Genomic DNA, 18,825 nt, shown 5'->3' on the forward strand with positions numbered 1-18,825 from the left:
TTATTGAAGTTCTCCTAATAATTTTGCTATTTCTTGCTGACGCCCCTGATCGGCTAAAGGACGATCAGCACGAGGCGGCGCTTTCTGTGCTTTGGTTAGATACGGGATGGCTTCTTTTTTGCGTCCATCTTGCGCTAAAAAGTCCGCGTAAAAATAATTTGGATCGATGCCATCTGGGTTGATTTCCAATGCTTTACGGAGCATTTTTTCAGCCATTTCATCATCACCGAATCCGATTGGCCACCCCGGTACTTTGTAGTATAGCGAACCTAAGCTGGTAAACGCTGAACCATTTAACGTTTCTGGCGCTTTATCAATAACTTGTTCTAAAAGCGCTTTGGCTTCTTTCACTAACGAAAGTGCGCCTAAACCACCGTCAGCACCCGCAAGTGATGACTTGTTGATTGCCAGCCACAATTTTAACTCTTGGCGGTTTGGGTCTTGTTTCAATGCTTCTTCGTTGCGCTTGATTAAGTTTTCCAAACAGTAAACCTGATTATCCGAATCTTTGGACTCATACTGACAGACTGCCCATTTTTTTTGAATCGTGATTAACGGATCGGCTCCCGCAGCAAAGGCTGATGTTGCAGCGCCAAAACAAATAGTAGCAGCTAAAGTTGATAATAAATATTTCATAATTCGTCCCTCAGTTACTTGCTATGGACTTGGTTAATAAAGTGATGAATGGTGTCTTGTTGTTTGCGGATCGACTTAGACACAACGCCAGGAAGGATCTGATTAATACGAGCAAACAGTTTTTCCGGCCAGCCAATCCAACGCGCAGCTTGCTCTTTTTCCAATATATCTACCACATGCTTCGCAACCACTGTCGGTGAATCGCTTTTATTACCAAGCTGTTGATTCATTTGATTCACCAAGTTGTCATTTAAATCCGTGTCCGTTGCGCGTGGCGCGAGATAAAGCGCGCGAATGCCTGAACCATCTAACTCTCTGTCTAACGCTTCACTAAAACGCTGCAAACCCGATTTTGCCGCACAATAGGTGGTGTAACCGGGAAAACCAATTGAGCCAAACGTTGACCCAACATTCAGAATAATCCCCGGACAGCTAATCCAAGAGAGCGCAGATTGACTCAACAACATCGGAACCAACAAGTTCAAACGCATCTCTAACTCGATCGATGAGCTACTTCTTTGAGCAAGAAAGCTGAACTGATTACTACCAGCATTGTTGATCAGCACATCAATACGTTGCCCTTTCTGCGACAGGTTCAAACACGTTTGTTTCACCTTTTCGAGGCCCTCATCTGTAGACAGGTCCGCAGCCACAACTTCGTGATGATGAGGAAACTCTAAGCTATTTTTCAGCGCTTCAAGCTTATTTCCGTTGCGAGCAACTAAAAGCAGCTTTGCCCCTTTTGCTTCGAGTGCTTTCGCAACCTCTTTGCCAATTCCGCCAGAAGCGCCAGTCAGTAATACACGTTTGTCTTGCAGTTCCATAAGTGTTCCTTAAGCCGCATTTTTCATTGCTGTTGGCGTCAACTCTTGCAGCATTTGGCCGTATAGCTGGAAAACCATGTTGGCTGAATCAATAATGGCCGCTTGATCTTTCTCATCGGTAATTTGATTCATCAAACCCTCAAACAATTGGATATGATCTTGGTCGAGAACGCTATGTGAGGTTAGATAGCTCATTGCGGTATCGGGTAGATTTAATGTCTGTTTGACCAGAGCTGCGACTTGCCCACCAACACCCACACTAGTACCTTCTAGTACCCATACCATGCCAAAGAAAGCGATGGGATTGCCGCGATCGATTTGGTGGTACAAATACGCCACCATCAGTTCAATGGCAGTGCCTACACGACCATTGCCTGAGTTTGCTCGTACAGCTTCAGCATTCGCGCCACAGGCTTCGATGTCATTTAGAATCCATTCGTGGTGACCTTTTTCTTCTTCGATGTATTCACCTATAGCTTGACGTAACCACTCGTATTTCTCCGGCAAGCGGCCACCACAAGCCATTAGCAATGGTACGGTGTGCTTTACGTGGTGGAAAGCCTGAGTAAGAAAGTTTACATACGTATCCAGCTCAATTTCACCACGAGCACAAGCCGCGAAAATCGGTGCTTGTAGCATCTGCTGTTGAGCGTCTTGGGTTTCTTTCTTCAGAATTTCAAAAAATGCAGTCATGGTTGTTGCTCCGTAATTCTTCTGTTCAAAAATAATTGGCGACTTTCATTCATTCGTTAATTGGCGTAATTATCCGTCCGTCGTTTTGCTCCGTTTTACTCAACATCCACTGTTCAAATTTGGAGCGAATCGGGCGGCCGTTACTGGTATAAAACCCTGCCAGCGAACTCAGTCCTTGAGCGGTAATTAAAGTACGGATCCGAGCGTAGTCAGGAAGACGTTGATTAAGCTGTTTCAGCGCCGCTGTAACCTCTTCAACATTTGAGTTTGCTGTAATGGCACTCAGTGACTTCTCGCCATCACCAACCAATACCATTCCGTGTAGCGCCCTAAATGCTTGAGCTTCAGATTCCACCCACTCTGGTGAGATATTGCGACCGAATGCAGTAATGATTTGGTTCTTTTTACGACCGTTAATCACCAAAAATCCATCTTCATCAAGGTGACCTAAATCGCCCGTGGCATACCAACCCTGTTCGAAGGGTTGGTCGATATAACCCAATGCAACACAGCCTGAAACGTAGATTTCGCCGTCATTGGAAACTTTCACATCAATATGCGGCAGTGGTTTTCCACTGGTGCCAGCTTTATAGGCGGATGGGGTATTTAGACTGACAACCGATGCATTTTCAGAAAGACCATATCCTTCAAAAGCAGGAATACCTAAGCTATGAGCCATTTCTAATAGCTGTGGTGAGACGCGAGCCCCTCCTACCGCAACGAACTCTAAGTTTCGCGCTAAGATTGGCATCGCTTTTACCACTTCAATCAAAGCCATCAGCAGAGCCGGAGTTAACACTAAGCTGTTCGGCAGATACTTTGCCAACGCCAATGCAAATTGAGATGGATCGAAATTGCTTGAACCATTCAGCCCCACTTCTGCGCCGTTCAACACCACCGAGGTTGCCCCAAGAATAATTGGAACATAGATACCCGTGATATTTTCTAGCAGCGTGGATAAAGGCAAAAGAACCAGATGCTTTTCACATTTCGCTTCGGTAGCAATCGTATCAGCCAGTGAACGGCTAACCTTTGATAATTGATTCTGACTCAAACACACCCCTTTCGGATGGCCAGTAGAACCCGAGGTAAACGTGATTTTTCCGGTATGTGGTAGAAGTTGCTTTTCAGACTCTACAATTCGTTTCCAGACACTTAAATTCTCAACTTCACCCACCATTTTTGCATCCAGCGAATTTACGTCAGCACTGGCGTTCTGAATCCAAGCATCCCAATTTCCAAGTAACAAATCCGCGCCAGACTCAGTCACAATATGTTCGACTTGTTCTGGGGTAAAAAACAACGGGACGGGTACATTAGGAATATCAGCATATAGCGCAGCAAGATCGGCAATGACCCAGTCAAGGCTGTTTTCGGCACGTAACGCTATACATTTTGGTGAATGCTCAACCAAATACTCAGCCACACCACGCACTCTGATGAGTAGGTTTTGATAAGAAATCTCTTCATTGCCACCAATAAATGCGATTTTGTTTGGTGTTTCAATGGAGTGTCGGATGAGAGACTCAATAATCATGTTCACAGTGCACCTCCACGCGCACGACACACTTTTTCAGCGAACAGAGCCTCTAGATGCGCGAGACCATGCTTCAGGTTGCCAGCGACAATACGCGGTTGATGTTGATAGTAGTTACCCCATGTGTACGTAGCATCGGGAATTCTTGATGGGTCAGCTTCAGCCAAAACTGTGCTTTCCAAACCGAGTCGGGACATCATGGCGTACAGCGGATCTGTGGCAGTAAAAATGCACCATTCATAGCCACTCTCCACCAACTTTTTAGTCATGAGCAGAAAATGAAGCGTAGAAAAGCCTTTCGAAAATGAAGCAAGTTGTCCAAACTCAATAAGATTGCTGCGCTCTATGCGATTGTTAGCCGTGTTTTCTACAGATAAAGGCTGGTGAAACACATGGTTTAAAAGCTTATCTGCTGGTTCATCTAGATACTGTTCAAGAAACAGTGGTTCGTCACTGGCAACTCGGAAACCGCATAAAGAGCGAATTTCCTCGCCTTCCATCAAAGCCATAAACGTAGGCATAAAAGAATTTAAATGTGCATCAAATGCTAAGGAATAACGCTGCGCAATGTAGTGTTCAATATCACTACGTTGCGGATGAAAGCGGTCGATAATCTCAAGCTTAAATGGGTGAGATGGAAAGAAATCTGCCATACAAGAAGCCCTCTCTGCTAGCTATAGGGAGAGCTTAAATAAGTAAACTTAAGGAAAGCTTAAGGAAAATTAAGAATAGGACTTTTTTATCCCACCCTTTGGGGGCGCGAGTTTCTAAGTACAGATGTTGTTGACTTAGAAATGAGTAAAGACAGCATATAGCACAGACAAAAATGCCGCTGTCAAAGCGGCATTTTTTATTGGGTTGATAATCTCACTGATTATTCTTCGTCTGCTTTAGGCGCAACTTTCTTCTTAGGAATGAATACATCGTCACCCACAGCCACGTTTTGGTAGAAGCTCTTGTCGCGTTTGGCTGGTTTTTTAGCTACCTTCTTCGCTTGCGACTTCACATTCTTGTTTGCTTGAGCGTTCGCTTTACGCACTGGTTGTCTTGGTTTAAGTCCCTTAAATTTGCCTTTTAACCCTTCCAACTCATCAAATTGAATGTCTTGTTGCAAGAATGCTTCTACTCGTTTGAAGCTATCCCAGTCTTTAGGACCAACAAAAGAGATAGCATCCCCTTTGTGCCCTGCTCGACCAGTACGTCCCACACGGTGAACGTATTCTTCGGTGTGCTTCGGCATATCAAAGTTGATAACGTGGGTCACGTTAGCAATATCCAGACCTCGGGACGCTACATCCGTCGTCACTAGAATCTTAAATACCGCACGCTCAAACTGGCTCATAATGGTGTTACGCTGCGCTTGGTTCAGGCTTCCGCTTAACGCCACAGCTTTCAGTTTTTGCTCATTCAACTTATCGGTTAAACGTTCAGTATCCGCACGTGTTGCCGTAAAGATAATCACCTGACGATATTCCGCATCGTTCAGCACTCGATCCAGTAACGCTTCTTTGTGGTCAAGGTGATCGCACAGGTAGAAACGTTGGCGAATGTCTTTGTGTTGCTCGTTTGAGACACCCACTGAAATACGACGCGGGTCATTTAACATCTCAGATGCGATATCGTTAACTTCTGCGTGATCCAAAGTGGCAGAAAACATCAGCGTTTGGCGACGACGATGCTTCGCAGCTTTATGGATGTGACGAAGTTGAGGAGCGAAACCCAAATCCAACATGCGGTCTGCTTCATCAAGAATCAGAGTATCCACGCCATCTAAAAATAACGAACGGTGCTCAAGATGATCCGCAAGACGGCCAGGAGTCGCAACGATAAAACGCGGGTAACGGTTCAGAGCTTTCACTTGGTCGTTGAAGTTTTCACCACCAGTAATAAGCGTACCTGTGTAGCTCAAACCGCCCAACATAACGCGCAGTTCACCATACACTTGCTTCGCCAATTCACGCGTTGGCAACAGAATGACTGCACGTGGATCTTTTGCTGAAAAAGCCTTTGTTTTTAAAGCTTTATGCAGAGTAGGAAGTAAAAAGGCTAGTGTTTTACCGGAACCAGTTTTAGAAGATGCCAAGACATCTTTTCCTGCAATAGCAACAGGAATCGCGATCTTCTGGATTTCGGTCGCTTGTTTGAAATCGTAGTGTGCTAAGTTTTTCAATAAGCGATTATCTAAGCCTAAATCTTTAAACTGCAAAGGATTCTCCAAATCAGTGGGGGTAGCCAAACCAATGTGGCTAAATGGTCAAAATGAAAGCGCAGTATAATACCGCGAATAGTGCGCTAATAGATAGAGATCACAGAAAATATTCTCTTCATAACACTTAAATAGTATATGCACTACAGTCAAAATTGGTGCTAAAGTAATTCTTAGCAGTAAGAATTCACACAATCATTTGATTCATTGACATTATTTTGGGTTATTTTGACTTTTTCTAATTAGGCTAAGCGTAAAATAGTGTCTACACTATAACTCGTCACTATATGGAAAAGAATGTATAGGACGTTTTGATATTTACATAAAATCAAGGAGTTCATATGAACAAGATGTTAATCGCAGCAGCAGCGTCATCTGTACTATTACTAGCAGGTTGTGCATCAGGTCCAGACGAAGCAACAACAGCAAAATTGGATGAGCTAAACAGCCAAGTTAGCCAACTAAATGACGAAGTTGCAGCACTTAAGAGTGAGCACGCAATGCTAAGCTCAAAAGCAGCTTCAGCATCGGATTCAGCAATGTCTGCTCAAGAAGAAGCTGCTCGCGCAAATGAGCGTATCGACAACATCGCTCAGTCTTATACTAAATAAGATTTCAACCCAACTGCATACAGCTTGAGTTTCTTAAGCCTCCAATTCCTTCTGTGGGATTTGGAGGCTTACTTTTTCCGTCATTGCTAGCCGCAGACATGAATGATTGACTAGCAACTCTCGGCAAAACTTCAATGGACTACCCGCCTTCCTCTACCGCAATTGATATTTCTGTGCCAACTCGCGTTTCTGCTCGTATTGCTCAATGAGGGCTTGTTGTGATTTGCCTTTATTTGCGTAAAACAACCCTCCTCTTTCTTTCAGGTAATCAAAGTCACTTCTCAGCACATCAAGCACCAGCGATATGCGTTGTAACGTTAATTCAGTACAGGATTGACCGTCGATATCATCCTCAATATCCAGCACATGAGAACGAAAAGATTCGAGCTGGAACAAATGCCTGAGTTCATCATCACAGGCTAACGCTCTCCGCCAGGTTTCAATAAGACTTTCAAAGTGATTAATCACCATAACTTCTGCATGTTGTGCTTTAAGCCACTCGATTTTTTGCTGATAAACCTCCACAGCAATTTGTTTCAATGTCCGGTACAACTCTAGTTGCTCAGTCAAAGAGTGATCTTTTTTTAGCAACCAGCCAAAAAATAAGCGGGTTTCGAAGCGTTCCACCATATGAAACAAAGGATCGGCTATTCCATTGCTGTTGAAGTCAGTTTTGGGGTTAAACGAATACATATAACCAAAATCAAACAACCAAAGTTGCTGATGTTGATCCACCAGCAAGTTGCCACTACAAAGATCCCACTCCATCAAACCGTGTTCTTCACACGCTAATAACGTGGTGAACAACTGTTGAATCAAATCTGGCGTGACTTCACTAATGTGTTCGCCTTCAATCCACGGCGACAAAATAATTCCCAGACGGTAGTTGGCGTAGATCGTGGGCACTATATGGGTAAGTCGTGGGGCTGTATCTGATTGCTGCTTGAGTTTTTGTAGGTCATTACGCCGCTGAACTTCATTGAGAAAAGAGTATTGACCATCTAAGTTAGCCACTTTTGCCACTTGGCGACGCTTTTTCAGATTGTAATCTTTACCGTCAATTCTTAGGTGAAAGACTTCTGCGGTTAGCCCTGAGCGAATCACGCTGACAACCAGAGGTGAATCTTCCGTGATATCAGCAAGAATGGAAGGTTCCACAGGGCAGTGCTGTTCACTACCCACCACCAAGTTTTCTCCGCTCTCATCAAACACTTTTTGCTGTTGTTGTCTCAGGTTCATTGTCTTCTCTTCCCGCTATTGGCTCTGTTATTACTTTGTTGTTATCTGCTCACAACACACTCAACTGGTGGAAAAAGCATCATACCTTGAGCAATAACAAAGGGAGGATAAACAAAGAAGGAAGAGAAAACGAAGAGGCTGAGAAGCTTCGCTTTCCTTGTAGGGCAAGCTTGAGATATGAACAAAAAACTTAAGAACACCGACTATTTACATGTAAGCCAAATCAAGGCTTTGAAAGGCGTTCAAGCATCGTTATATTAACTCCATTGCATTATTACCTGTTCACCTAAAGAACCCAGAGATACCGTATGAAAGTGATCATTCTTCATGGGCTGTACATGCACGGAATTGCGATGTTGCCACTCAGCCAACGTCTTGAAAAACTGGGCTATGATACCGAAGTGGTGAGTTATAACTCGGTTGCTATTGATGAACGCAAGGTGTTTTCAGCGATTGATAAAGCGATCGATCACAAGCAAACCAATATTCTGGTTGGACACAGTTTGGGAGGCGTGGTGATTAAGCGCTACCTTGCTTCACGTAAACCGGATGTAGATACCATTTCACATGTTGTTGCGTTGGGTTCTCCGATTAACGGCGCTTCGATTGTTGGCAAAATTCAACAAATGGGCTTGGGGGTATTGCTGGGAAATTCTGCGAAATTCGGACTGCAAAAGCACGAAGATAAGTGGGCGTTTCCACAAAAGCTGGGCAGCTTAGCGGGTACTGTTCCTCTAGGCGTACGCTCTATTTTGATGGGGAAAGACACACATTCCGATGGCACAGTTACGGTAGATGAAACCAAAATCGTGGGAATGACAGCGCACCACCTCATGCGGAACACTCACACCAGTTTGATTTATAGCTCGAAAGTGGCAGAACAAATTGATCACTTCATTCGTCACGATACGTTCGCACAAAAAAAGCCCGAATAAAAGCGGAATGATTAGGCAAGTTTACTTTTATTCGGGAAAAGTGCAGGTTTGGAACGAAATCGATTTAAACGGTAAAAGCCCCTATGTACTGTTTTAAATGTTCTGTTTGAGCTTGTACCGCATGGTAAGTCTTAGTGGTGTCACTTGCGATATTCTCTATATCTAGCGAAGACTGACTGATCGCTTGAACACTGCTGTTCACATTTACCGATAGCAACTGCTGATCTTGTGAAAGCCTCGCGATCTGGCTGTCCATATTGGCAATTTCTTCAGCAGCACTGACGATGGCATGGTACGACTCACCCGCTTCCGTCACTTGCTGTAAGCTCACACCGATTTGCTCTTGGCATTGACTCATCAGCTGTTGCGCATTAGTAGCTTGAGACTGCAAATTGCCAATAATGCCGCCAATTTGATCGATAGAACTTTGAGTTTGCTGTGCCAGTTCTCGCACCTGATCAGCCACCACCGCAAATCCTCGGCCACTCTCTCCCGCACGAGCCGCTTCAATGGCTGCGTTCAAAGCAAGTAGGTTGGTTTGTTTGGTGATATTACTGATCACATCGGAAATCACACTGATATCAAAGCTACCACGATAAAGCCCTTCAATGACTTCTCCTGTTTGACCAATCAATTGCGACATATTTTCAGTGCGCGAGATTGAATTTACGATGCTCTGCTCTCCAATTTGCGCTTGCTGCTTCGTCATTCCACTCTTTTCTGATGCTTGCTGTGTGACTTGGTCGATAAATTGTGTGTTCTCAGTGAGTTCTTGAGAGGCACCAACAATCTGATCAATCTCGATTTTCTGAGCATCAACACTTTGTTGGGTATGCGCTACTTTCGCCGCCAGCTCTTCTGAGACTAAATCCAGTGAATGAACGCTCTCTTTCACCGTGATAATTAGATTGAGCAGATTCTGTTGCATACTGTTAAATGCCGTTGCAGCTTCGCCAAACTCATCAGAGTGAAAATCATTCTTTGCCAACGTCGCTTGCAATTGACCTTGACCAACCACCGACATGTGCGCTTTTAAACGGTTCAATGGGTTCAAAACTCGTTTCGCTGTGTAGTAGCTAAATGCCACCAGCAAGATAACTACAACACTTGCGGCGATAACCGACCACTGGAGAGCATCATCGATGTCTGCTTGTTTGTTTTGTTTGATCAAGTTCGCTTCTTGTTCTAAATCGTTTTGTAGCTGAGTTAAGCGATCGACGATGGTATTAAACGGCGCAAGCATTGGACCTAACATCTCACGTCTTGCGTCATCAATATGCCCTTGATCAATCAAGCTGATGTAATGTTGTTGCATCGCTCTGTATTCATCAATGCGGCGCTCGAAATCGTACACTGCGGCCTGAATATCACTGGTATCAGCCAGCTCTTTCATGTGCTTAAAAGAATCATCCACTTTCTTATCATTGAGCGCGATGGTTTGAACAATCTTGCTATGTTGTTGTTCATCCGACGTCAAACCGTAGTCCAAAGCAAAACGACGATATGTCACTGTGTAATAACGGAGATCCGAAACTGTCGTCATAAGACTGACATTGCGGTCTACAACGTTACCGAACTGAGACTGCACTCGGGTCAAAGTGAGTAAGAGATATAGGGACAACGCGACAATAGCTGCAACGGCTATGAACGCATTTCCCCGAACTAAATTTGTAATTGAAAATGAACGCATAATAATGCCCTAACGACCTAACGACCTAACGAAGGACAAAATTTAACAGAGATTAGATGTAATGGATGATCGATTAATCCTATTATTTTAATAGATACAACCTATAAAAAAGCCCAAGAGAACACTCCCTCGGGCTTAACATGAACGGCATGTTTTAAGCTGCAATGCCAAAACCGTAAGCATCAAGCGCTAAGATTTCCAGATCGATAGCACGGTGAAGAACCTGACCAATTTCATCGTCATAGCTGGTACCCAGAATACAAGGCAGAGGCAGATAATGATCCGGCGTCGGGTGATTAAACCTTGCGTGTGGCGCTTGGTTTAAGTAATCCAGTAATGCACTAATGTTGCCAGCAGCCAGATGCTCACCCACCCACTCAGTAAACTGATTCACTTTCTCTACCCTTTTCGGAACTGGGACTGGCGCAAATATTTCACGCAAGTTATGGCTGATACCACCAGAACCAACAAACAGCACGCCTTCTTCACGAAGTGGACGTAACCAACGACCAATTTCATAGTGATAAATCGCATCCATAGAACTATTGATCGACACCTGAATAATCGGCACATTTTTCTGTGGATACATATAGAGCATAGGTACCCAGGCGCCATGATCCAACCCTTGATTTGAATCCAGTTGAGCGCTTAGTCCTGCATCTTGCAGTAATTTAGCCGCTTTTTGTGCCAATACTGGCGCACCTTTCACAGAGTAGTCGATATCGTAAAGTGGCTTAGGAAATCCATAAAAATCATGGATTGTGCCCAAACTGTGTCCGCTGGTAATAGAAACTGGGCCACGACGGTCATAATGCGCTGAAAAAATCACTATCGCTTTAGGCTCTGGAAATTTGTCGCTGAGCTGTTTAAAGAATTCGGTTGTTTGCGAATGTTCGAGCGCCATCATTGGAGAACCATGGGATAAAAACAATGCTGGCATACGTTGAGTGGTGGTCATTTTACTTCTCCTGATTCGGCGGCTTTCACTTTAAATCTAAGTTTGGCTTAAATCTCAGCTCGCCTTGACTATGTCAGCAAATATACCTATCAACTCAGGCGTGATAAAATAGCGCCGTGTTGCTTAATTATAAACGTGGCATTTCTAATACAGGCAGAAGTTAATATGGACAAGATTGTTGCTATGAGAGCATTCACGACCGTGGTGTCTGAAGGGAGTTTTGTCAAAGCGGCCGATAAGCTGGAACTGTCACCACAACTGGTCAGCAAATACGTCGCGCAACTTGAAGACGATTTAAAGATCAGGTTGCTCAACCGGACCACGCGACGAGTGAATTTGACCGAAGCTGGTCAAACATATTTTGACCGTTGTCATCAAGTATTGTTGGATATTGATGATATGGAAAGTGCGATTTCTAATTTGCATACCCAAGTTTCAGGCACGTTGAGGATAAGCGCGCCGATGTCTTTTGGGGTTTACCATTTGTCTGCTCCAATCGCTGAGTTCCAGGCTCAGTTCCCAGAGATCAAAGTTGAGCTGTTTTTAACTGACAGGAAAGTCGACATTCTCGAAGAAGGGGTTGATATCGCCCTGCGTATCGGTCATCTCAAAGACTCAGCGCTTGTGGCGAAAAAAATAACGCCGATCAACCTCTTCGTTTGCGCCGCGCCAAGCTATTGGGATAAACATGGCAGACCATCAAACTTTGATGAGTTATGTCAGCTCAACTATCTGCGTTTTTCGTACTCTGATCCAAGAAGTCTTTTTACTCACTGGCCGAAACACTTATCAGTGCACGACTTCCATAGTGATTTCGCCAGCAACAACGGTGATGTCATTGTCAAAACAGCAGTATTGGGGCGTGGCTATGCCATTCAACCTACTTTTCTGACTGGCTCTGCGATTGCGTCTGGAGAGCTGGAGATTCTCGACAACTTCCCGATTGAACCTCTCGGGCTCTATGCGCTATACAGTCACAGAGAATTCCTTGCATCCAAAGTTCGCCACTTTATCGACTTTCTATCTGGCTTCTACGGTGATAAGCCGTATTGGGACAACTACGAATAGACGCACCCAAAGCAACGCAAGATTACTCAGCAGGGCTCATCATCAAGGCTTTGCCATTTAATAAACTGTCCGCCACTTTTTTACGGGCAGCCTTAACTAAATTCGCCAGAGTTTGTCGCGAGACCCCCATCTCCGCAGCCGCATGTTGCTGCTGCATTCCTTGGAAATCCACCAGCCGAATTGCTTCAAACTCATCAGATTCAAGAAACACTTTTTCCAAACTGGCCATCGGTACACCATTGGGTTTAAAGCAGCTTTGTGCCGGAGAACCACAAATCTGACGAGGAATTTTAGGACGTGCCATATTGGCTCCTTCTTTTTATCTTGTTCTTTTTAGTCTTAAGTTTGTGCAGTCACTATTTCGCGACAGTAACCTGCTTTTCTATTTTCGCTGAACTTGGTTTCGCCGAATGTTGAAAACCGGACACCAGCCTATCCTGAAGGGTATCTAGCATAGGATTATCACTCTGCTTTGGGTACAAAAAGTAATAGCTGTGACCAGAAAGTACTGTTTGTTCAAATGGCCGAATTAATCGATGCATAGCAAGATCTTGCTCTGCAAGCGTAATGTCTCCGACAGCAATGCCAAACCCTTGCTGAGCGGCGTTCATAGTTTGGTCAAGTGTAGAGAAGTGCTGATTACTCTTGCTAAACAGCTCTCTCCTGTCCATATGGTTTAACCATAACTTCCAGTCACTTTGTTCCGTGTTCGCATGCAGCCAAGTCAGTCGCGATAAATCATCAAACGATAACGGTTTCCCCAAATCATCCAACAGTTCTGGACGACAGATAGGGGTCAAACACTCTTCAAATAATTGATGGCTCACCACCGAAGGAAGCTTGGGAGCTTTGCTGTACATAATCACTGCATCAAACAAATTAAAGTTCGGTTCAAGATGATGTTTGATGGTTGAGGTCAGCTCCACATCAATATCAGGGTGCGCATCCTGAAATGCCATTAATCTTGGAAGTAACCAAGATGTCACGCAGCTTGGTGCATTGAGCTTAATGGTTGAAGGTGTCGAAGAAACCTCTTCAATCGCCGAGCGTAGACGGTTGAGTACATCTTCAGCATGAGGAACAAACTTCAACCCTTGCTGCGTGAGTGACAACCCCCTTGCATGACGGAAAAACAATTTCACACCCAATAACTCTTCCAGTGAAAGGATTTGCCGACTGATCGCGCCCTGAGTCAGGTTCAAAGCATGCGCAGCCTTAGTAAAGTTCAAATGTTCTGCTGTGGCGAGAAATGCCTGCAATGTTTTTGTTGATGGAAGATGCACTCCACACCCCAAGCTATGATTTTTTATCATGGCTAGTATGTGTTTATTTCGATTCTTTTTACAAATTCTTTTTGATTGAATAATCAAAACAAAAAGCGAATTGCAAATAAAAACAAATTAAATGCAATTTAACGAATAAAAAATCACTTAGTGCGACTAACTAGCACTAGCGAGAGGTCATCCATGTCTTCACTAGCCGCTTCATTGGTACCAGAGGTCATAAAAAAATTAATACCTTATCAGTCGGCAAGACGTATCGGTGGTTCAGGTCGAGTATGGTTAAACGCCAACGAGCTTGAGTTTCCAATCCATTTCGATAATCAGGAACAAGGCTACAACCGTTACCCTGATTTTCTGCCTCATGATGTCGCATCGGCTTATCAAAAATACGCGGAGGTTGATGCGCCAGTGCTTGCGGTGCGTGGAGCAGACGAAGCCATTGATCTGCTGATTCGAACATTCTGTCAACCGGGCAAAGATAAGATCGTGGTTTGTCCGCCAACTTACGCCATGTATGAGTTCTGTGCAGATGCACTTGCGATGGAAACCATCAAAGTTCCATTGATTGGTGATGCTTTCGACTTGGACAGCCAAGGTGTTATTCAGGCAGCGAAAGAGGCGAATTTGGTGTTTTTGTGTTCGCCGAATAACCCAACGGGCAATCTCATCTCTCAAGCAGAGATCAGCAAAGTACTTGAAGGTACAAAAGACGATGCCATCGTCGTCGTTGATGAAGCCTATATCGAATTTGAAATGGAACACAATGCCGCAAGTCTGATTGCTCAATATCCAAACTTAGTAGTAATTCGCACTTTATCGAAAGCCTTTGGTTTAGCGGCAATACGTTGCGGTTTTATTATCGCCGACCAAAGTGTGATGGATTTCGTTGCAAAGCTTATCCCACCTTACCCAATGCCAGATTCTAGTGCGACGGTGGTATTAGCCGCTCTGTCTGAAACGGGTTTGAAACAGGTGGAAGCGAACACTCAAACGCTTATTCGTACCCGTGAATGGTTTATGGGTGAGTTAAACAACTTACCTTGTATTGCTCACGTTTACCCGTCATCAACCAATTTCGTGTTAGTGCGTACACATTCAGGTGAAGACTTGTTTGCGTATCTTCTAAAGCACGGTATTGTGACTCGCAATCAAAGTCACGACCCTGCACTTAGAAACTGCGTACGAATCACTATCGGTAGCCAATCGAGCATGGAAGAAGTGATCAGTGTGCTCCGCAGTTACCCAACGCAATCGTAGATAATTGATAAAAGGAATTAACCAATGAAAAAATTAGCTTTAGGTTTAGCTTGTTGTGCAGCACTGTTTGGTTCAGCAGCATTTGCAAAAGAAGTGCGCCTTGCTTCTGACTTCACTTACCCACCGTTCAACTACAAGAATGCCGATGGCACACCTGTTGGCTTCGATATTGAAATTGCGGACGCGTTATGTGCACAAGCAAAACTTGAGTGTACTTGGGTTTCACAAAGCTGGGATGCGCTTATCCCTAGCCTGCTTGCTCGTAAATCAGACGTGATTATGGCGTCCATGCGCATCACAGATGACCGTAAGAAAAAGGTTCTGTTCACCAACAAGTACTACCAAACACCCGCTCGTTTTGTGGCAGCGAAAAATGCTGATTTCACCATTGATCAAGCTGGTATGAAAGACAAAGTGATTGGTGTTCAGCAAGGTACGATTCATGACCGCTACGTAACAGACAAGTTCGGCGCAGTGGCTGAGATCAAACGCTATACAGGTCAGGACGAAGTTTACATCGACATGCAAAACGGTCGATTAGATGCAACATTTGGTAACGCAGACCAACTGTCTCTCGCTTTCCTAGATAAAGCGGAAGGAAAGAGCTTCGAATTCAAAGGACAAGCGGTAACCGATAAAGCCTACATCGGTGAAGGTACTGCACTTGCGCTACGTAAGCAGGACCAAAAACTAGCAGAGAAATTTAACCAAGCTATCGTCGAAATTCGCCAAAACGGTACTTACGATAAGATCGCAGCGAAATACTTCAGCTTCGATATCTATGGTGAAAATCTGTAATTCAATCTCATCATCTTTAGACACGATTTATTGAGATCAAAGCCGGCAATCAAGCCGGCTTTGTTTTGCATGCAGCTTTGTTTGAGATGCGACTATGGCTTTTGGATATGTTTGCTATACAAATTCGCCAACGGCTGAGCAGAAAAACCGTGAGCGAAAATACTCATCAATACGGTTAAGGTCACAACAGCAAACAACTGTTCATAACCTCTAATAGACCCAAATTCATGGGCAACCAGAAGAGCATACAAAATTGAAGCAATGCCTCTTGGGCCAAACCAAGCAATAAAGCTCATGGTTTTTAAATCGAGTTTGCTTCCCAGTAAACATAGAATCACAGGCAGCATCCGCAACACGGTCAAACTCAGTAAAGCGTAAACAATCACGGGTGCTGAAATGTAGTCCCAAGTCACCGGAACAAAAGCGAAACCAAAGATAAAAAAGCTAATTAGCACCAAAAGTTCGCCTTCGCTCTCGGCAAAATCTTCAATATGCTCGCGAACGCCTTGATTGGTATTCCCAGCATATAAGCCAGCAAAAAACGCAGCTATAAAGCCATTGCCAGAAACGACCTCGGCACTGTAATAAGAGAGAATGGCTAAGGCGATTGGCACCAAGTTGCGATAGGTTTCCACCATCCACCCTTTCTGCAAACACTTCATCTGCGCTTTCGCACCCAAGTATCCAATCGCCGCGCCAGCCAAGCCACCAAACACAATCTGTTTGGCAACGTAAATCATCCAGTTCCCTTGAGGTTCATGGTGAATGCCAGCGCTTATCGCGGCAACCACTGTAATCAAGACAGGGAAAACAATACCGTCATTTAAACCACTTTCGACATTGATGGTGGAGCGTACCGTTTTGGGAACGACGGGATCGGAAACGACCGATTTTCCCAGTGCTGCATCGGTCGGTGTGAGAATCAAAGCCAGCAGTAATAAATCCAAAAATGGCATTTCAGGGAAAATCATTTTCCCTGCTATGGTTCCCGCCACCACGGTCATTGGCAGACCGATAAAAAGCAGTCTCGCCGGAATTTTCCACGACTGCTTTAAAAGAGGGAGATCCAACAATGCCGCGTCACTAAACAACACCAAGACCAAAGCGATTTCGACTAGCACTGTAACCATATTGGCGTCGATATTGAGCTGAGCAAAATTCAGCCCGAGCGGAGAGAACAGCAATCCTAGACCGGTAAATACCATTGGTCCAGAAATATCATAACGAGCCAGAAAATTTGATATGTAACCGTAGCTAAGGATCACTAAAGCGATTACAAGGATAATAATGTGTTCTTCCACAAGCTTATGCCTTTTGGGAGTGATATCCGTTCGGATGATTGCTGATTGAGTTCAAGAATAACGTAACCCTATAAGAATAGACGATAATTTTAGCTCTCCCTGACCATTTTTATTCGAATTACCGCATCAATCTTATTCACGAGATCAATAAATTTTGTGTGATTTAAGTCACAACTATTTACTTAGCATGCTAACTAAACTATATTACTTAGCACGCTAAGTAAATAAGAGTTAATCATGGTACATGACATTGTAAGCCTCAAAGAATTGTCTCTCGCTGAGCAGTTAGCCCGCGTATCACGCCTTTGGAAAATGGTTGCTGATCGCGAATTAGCACCACTTGGTCTTACGCACCCTCGTTGGACAGCGCTATGGAAATTGAGACGTCTGGGTGACAACGTAAGTCAAAAGTGTCTTGCTGAATCGCTTGAAATTGAATTGCCATCATTAATGCGCACCTTAAATCAACTAGAAGAGCAATCTCTCATCACTCGCTACAGCTGTAAAAGTGATAAACGTGCTCGAATCGTACGATTAACCGATGACGGAAAATCTCTGCTCAAACAGATGGAAGAAAAGATCGTCGACGTTCGTAGCCAACTACTGATTAACATCAGCGATGAAGAGATAAAAATGCTTTCATCGATACTCGACAGAGTGTCACATAGCGCGCTTGACGCACTTAGTAAAAAGTCAGAAACCTTATAAAAAAAGAGAAGTTTTAAATCATGACCCCAGATCAAAAATTCGCTCGCTGGATAAAATATTCCTGCTTCGGGTTTGTCTTTGTATTCGCCTATTTTCTCGTTGCGGATCTAGCGATGCCTTTGACACCTCAAGCAATGGCGACCCGCGTTGTTACAAAAATTGCTCCTCAAGTTAGTGGCAAAATTGCCAATGTTTATGTCGAAAACAACCAAGCTGTACACAAAGGCGATGTGCTGTTTGATATCGATCCAACCTCTTACCAATTAGCGGTTGAACAGGCAGAACTAAATCTAAAACAAGTGATGCAAAATAACGAACAACTCGATGCCTCCATCACAGCTGCACAAGCAGACGTGAAAGCCAGCGTTATCGTTGCTGAGCAAAAACGCCGTGAAGCAAACCGTCTTAACACTCTTTTCCTTCGCAACGGTACTTCACAAAAATTAAAAGATGATGCACAAAGTGCAGCGATAGCCGCTCAAGCTAATGTTTCAGCAGCACAAGCTCGACTAAAACAACTACAAGTTAGCCGTGGAGACATGGACAACAACAACGTGAATATTCGCGTTGCACAAAACCAGCTAGATAAAGCAAAACTGAACCTTTCTTATACTCGCGTTGTGGCTGAACACGATGGTGTTGTCGCCAACTTGCAGTTAGAAAATGGTACTTACGCAAACGCTGGCAGCCCCCTCGTAGCGTTAGTGGCAGATGAAGTGGACGTTATTGCCGATTTTCGTGAAAAAAGTCTGCGCCACTTTTCGTCAAGCAGCCGTGCATTAATCGCTTTTGATAGTAAGCCGGGACAGGTATTTGAAGCCCAACTCAGTACGCTGGATGCCGGTGTGAGTGCGGGACAGTTCGCCGCTGATGGTAGCCTAGCGACACCGACCACATCCAACCGTTGGGTTCGCGATGCACAACGCATGCGTGTCCACCTTGCAATTGATAGCCAGTTGGTCGATCACCTTCCTTCCGGCGCACGCGCAACAGTACAGTTAATACCTGAAAACTCACTATTCTCGTGGCTGGCAAAAGCGCAGATTCGCTTCCTTAGTGCTCTTCACTACATCTATTAATT

At 44.3% G+C, this 18,825-nt stretch carries 19 protein-coding genes; 7 read left to right on the top strand and 12 right to left on the bottom strand.

Going from position 1 to position 18,825, the window contains the following annotated elements:
- The 6 genes from HUO09_RS06295 to HUO09_RS06320 form a co-directional block, all read right to left on the bottom strand.
- The gene (locus tag HUO09_RS06295; RefSeq protein WP_167411789.1) at positions 1 to 636 is read right to left on the bottom strand and encodes a hypothetical protein; all 636 of its coding nucleotides are present in this window, start codon (positions 634 to 636) and stop codon (positions 1 to 3) included.
- Positions 637 to 650: 14 nt separating this feature from the next.
- Complete coding sequence (locus HUO09_RS06300) at positions 651 to 1,460, bottom strand: SDR family oxidoreductase (RefSeq protein ID WP_188233383.1); 810 nt, start codon at positions 1,458 to 1,460, stop codon at positions 651 to 653.
- A 9-nt stretch (positions 1,461 to 1,469) separates the two neighbouring features.
- Positions 1,470 to 2,153 (bottom strand): TenA family transcriptional regulator, encoded by a 684-nt coding sequence (locus tag HUO09_RS06305; RefSeq protein ID WP_188233384.1) that lies wholly within the window; start codon positions 2,151 to 2,153, stop codon positions 1,470 to 1,472.
- A 49-nt stretch (positions 2,154 to 2,202) separates the two neighbouring features.
- Complete coding sequence (locus HUO09_RS06310) at positions 2,203 to 3,690, bottom strand: AMP-binding protein (RefSeq protein WP_223159361.1); 1,488 nt, start codon at positions 3,688 to 3,690, stop codon at positions 2,203 to 2,205.
- A 2-nt stretch (positions 3,691 to 3,692) separates the two neighbouring features.
- Entirely contained in the window at positions 3,693 to 4,343 is a 651-nt protein-coding gene (locus HUO09_RS06315; RefSeq protein WP_188233386.1) for a thermostable hemolysin, read from the bottom strand.
- Positions 4,344 to 4,564: 221 nt separating this feature from the next.
- Positions 4,565 to 5,908 carry a DEAD/DEAH box helicase gene (locus tag HUO09_RS06320; RefSeq protein ID WP_167411819.1) on the bottom strand — a complete coding sequence of 448 codons (1,344 nt, stop codon included), beginning with the start codon at positions 5,906 to 5,908 and terminating at the stop codon, positions 4,565 to 4,567.
- 329 nt (positions 5,909 to 6,237) lie between these two features.
- Here HUO09_RS06320 and HUO09_RS06325 point away from each other — a divergent pair, with 329 nt between their 5' ends.
- The gene (locus HUO09_RS06325; RefSeq protein WP_167411794.1) at positions 6,238 to 6,507 is read left to right on the top strand and encodes an Lpp/OprI family alanine-zipper lipoprotein; all 270 of its coding nucleotides are present in this window, start codon (positions 6,238 to 6,240) and stop codon (positions 6,505 to 6,507) included.
- Between the two features lie 153 nt (positions 6,508 to 6,660).
- On the opposite strand, the gene HUO09_RS06330 is transcribed toward HUO09_RS06325, so the two are convergent.
- On the bottom strand, positions 6,661 to 7,746 hold the full coding sequence (locus HUO09_RS06330; RefSeq protein ID WP_188233387.1) for an AarF/UbiB family protein: 1,086 nt from the start codon (positions 7,744 to 7,746) through the stop codon (positions 6,661 to 6,663).
- Between the two features lie 308 nt (positions 7,747 to 8,054).
- On the opposite strand from HUO09_RS06330, the gene HUO09_RS06335 reads away from it, so the two are divergent.
- Positions 8,055 to 8,681, top strand: coding sequence for a triacylglycerol lipase (locus HUO09_RS06335; RefSeq protein WP_188233388.1), 627 nt, complete (start codon positions 8,055 to 8,057; stop codon positions 8,679 to 8,681).
- Positions 8,682 to 8,745: 64 nt separating this feature from the next.
- Here the strand turns inward: HUO09_RS06335 and HUO09_RS06340 are convergent, their stop codons facing one another.
- Positions 8,746 to 10,371 carry a methyl-accepting chemotaxis protein gene (locus tag HUO09_RS06340; RefSeq protein WP_167411797.1) on the bottom strand — a complete coding sequence of 542 codons (1,626 nt, stop codon included), beginning with the start codon at positions 10,369 to 10,371 and terminating at the stop codon, positions 8,746 to 8,748.
- A 154-nt stretch (positions 10,372 to 10,525) separates the two neighbouring features.
- Positions 10,526 to 11,329 (bottom strand): class III extradiol ring-cleavage dioxygenase, encoded by an 804-nt coding sequence (locus tag HUO09_RS06345; RefSeq protein ID WP_188233389.1) that lies wholly within the window; start codon positions 11,327 to 11,329, stop codon positions 10,526 to 10,528.
- 165 nt (positions 11,330 to 11,494) lie between these two features.
- Between HUO09_RS06345 and HUO09_RS06350 the strand changes: the two genes are divergently transcribed.
- Positions 11,495 to 12,397, top strand: coding sequence for a LysR family transcriptional regulator (locus HUO09_RS06350; RefSeq protein ID WP_167411799.1), 903 nt, complete (start codon positions 11,495 to 11,497; stop codon positions 12,395 to 12,397).
- Positions 12,398 to 12,419: 22 nt separating this feature from the next.
- Here HUO09_RS06350 and HUO09_RS06355 read toward each other — a convergent pair whose 3' ends face one another.
- Positions 12,420 to 12,701 (bottom strand): DUF134 domain-containing protein, encoded by a 282-nt coding sequence (locus tag HUO09_RS06355; protein WP_167411800.1) that lies wholly within the window; start codon positions 12,699 to 12,701, stop codon positions 12,420 to 12,422.
- Positions 12,702 to 12,753: 52 nt separating this feature from the next.
- Positions 12,754 to 13,680, bottom strand: coding sequence for a LysR substrate-binding domain-containing protein (locus HUO09_RS06360; RefSeq protein WP_373563685.1), 927 nt, complete (start codon positions 13,678 to 13,680; stop codon positions 12,754 to 12,756).
- A gap of 183 nt (positions 13,681 to 13,863) precedes the next feature.
- Between HUO09_RS06360 and hisC the strand changes: the two genes are divergently transcribed.
- Positions 13,864 to 14,937, top strand: a complete 1,074-nt coding sequence (hisC, locus tag HUO09_RS06365; RefSeq protein ID WP_188233391.1) for a histidinol-phosphate transaminase — start codon at positions 13,864 to 13,866, stop codon at positions 14,935 to 14,937.
- A gap of 24 nt (positions 14,938 to 14,961) precedes the next feature.
- Positions 14,962 to 15,735 (top strand): ABC transporter substrate-binding protein, encoded by a 774-nt coding sequence (locus tag HUO09_RS06370; RefSeq protein ID WP_167411803.1) that lies wholly within the window; start codon positions 14,962 to 14,964, stop codon positions 15,733 to 15,735.
- A 92-nt stretch (positions 15,736 to 15,827) separates the two neighbouring features.
- Here HUO09_RS06370 and HUO09_RS06375 read toward each other — a convergent pair whose 3' ends face one another.
- On the bottom strand, positions 15,828 to 17,036 hold the full coding sequence (locus HUO09_RS06375) for a cation:proton antiporter (RefSeq protein WP_188233392.1): 1,209 nt from the start codon (positions 17,034 to 17,036) through the stop codon (positions 15,828 to 15,830).
- A gap of 237 nt (positions 17,037 to 17,273) precedes the next feature.
- On the opposite strand from HUO09_RS06375, the gene slyA reads away from it, so the two are divergent.
- On the top strand, positions 17,274 to 17,744 hold the full coding sequence (slyA, locus tag HUO09_RS06380) for a transcriptional regulator SlyA (protein WP_188233393.1): 471 nt from the start codon (positions 17,274 to 17,276) through the stop codon (positions 17,742 to 17,744).
- Between the two features lie 20 nt (positions 17,745 to 17,764).
- Positions 17,765 to 18,823, top strand: coding sequence for an HlyD family secretion protein (locus HUO09_RS06385; protein WP_167411806.1), 1,059 nt, complete (start codon positions 17,765 to 17,767; stop codon positions 18,821 to 18,823).
- The last annotated feature ends 2 nt before the right edge of the window (positions 18,824 to 18,825 follow it).

This window comes from Vibrio sp. Y2-5 (genome assembly GCF_014596725.1).
GTDB lineage: Bacteria > Pseudomonadota > Gammaproteobacteria > Enterobacterales > Vibrionaceae > Vibrio.

What these genes read in the sequence shown, in the direction of transcription:
- HUO09_RS06295 (WP_167411789.1), bottom strand. Translation starts at nt 636, where the DNA reads ATGAAATATTTATTATCAACTTTAGCTGCTACTATTTGTTTTGGCGCT.
- HUO09_RS06300 (WP_188233383.1), bottom strand. Translation starts at nt 1,460, where the DNA reads ATGGAACTGCAAGACAAACGTGTATTACTGACTGGCGCTTCTGGCGGA.
- HUO09_RS06305 (WP_188233384.1), bottom strand. Translation starts at nt 2,153, where the DNA reads ATGACTGCATTTTTTGAAATTCTGAAGAAAGAAACCCAAGACGCTCAA.
- HUO09_RS06310 (WP_223159361.1), bottom strand. Translation starts at nt 3,690, where the DNA reads ATGATTATTGAGTCTCTCATCCGACACTCCATTGAAACACCAAACAAA.
- HUO09_RS06315 (WP_188233386.1), bottom strand. Translation starts at nt 4,343, where the DNA reads ATGGCAGATTTCTTTCCATCTCACCCATTTAAGCTTGAGATTATCGAC.
- HUO09_RS06325 (WP_167411794.1), top strand. Translation starts at nt 6,238, where the DNA reads ATGAACAAGATGTTAATCGCAGCAGCAGCGTCATCTGTACTATTACTA.
- HUO09_RS06330 (WP_188233387.1), bottom strand. Translation starts at nt 7,746, where the DNA reads ATGAACCTGAGACAACAACAGCAAAAAGTGTTTGATGAGAGCGGAGAA.
- HUO09_RS06335 (WP_188233388.1), top strand. Translation starts at nt 8,055, where the DNA reads ATGAAAGTGATCATTCTTCATGGGCTGTACATGCACGGAATTGCGATG.
- HUO09_RS06340 (WP_167411797.1), bottom strand. Translation starts at nt 10,371, where the DNA reads ATGCGTTCATTTTCAATTACAAATTTAGTTCGGGGAAATGCGTTCATA.
- HUO09_RS06345 (WP_188233389.1), bottom strand. Translation starts at nt 11,329, where the DNA reads ATGACCACCACTCAACGTATGCCAGCATTGTTTTTATCCCATGGTTCT.
- HUO09_RS06350 (WP_167411799.1), top strand. Translation starts at nt 11,495, where the DNA reads ATGGACAAGATTGTTGCTATGAGAGCATTCACGACCGTGGTGTCTGAA.
- HUO09_RS06355 (WP_167411800.1), bottom strand. Translation starts at nt 12,701, where the DNA reads ATGGCACGTCCTAAAATTCCTCGTCAGATTTGTGGTTCTCCGGCACAA.
- hisC (WP_188233391.1), top strand. Translation starts at nt 13,864, where the DNA reads ATGTCTTCACTAGCCGCTTCATTGGTACCAGAGGTCATAAAAAAATTA.
- HUO09_RS06370 (WP_167411803.1), top strand. Translation starts at nt 14,962, where the DNA reads ATGAAAAAATTAGCTTTAGGTTTAGCTTGTTGTGCAGCACTGTTTGGT.
- slyA (WP_188233393.1), top strand. Translation starts at nt 17,274, where the DNA reads ATGGTACATGACATTGTAAGCCTCAAAGAATTGTCTCTCGCTGAGCAG.
- HUO09_RS06385 (WP_167411806.1), top strand. Translation starts at nt 17,765, where the DNA reads ATGACCCCAGATCAAAAATTCGCTCGCTGGATAAAATATTCCTGCTTC.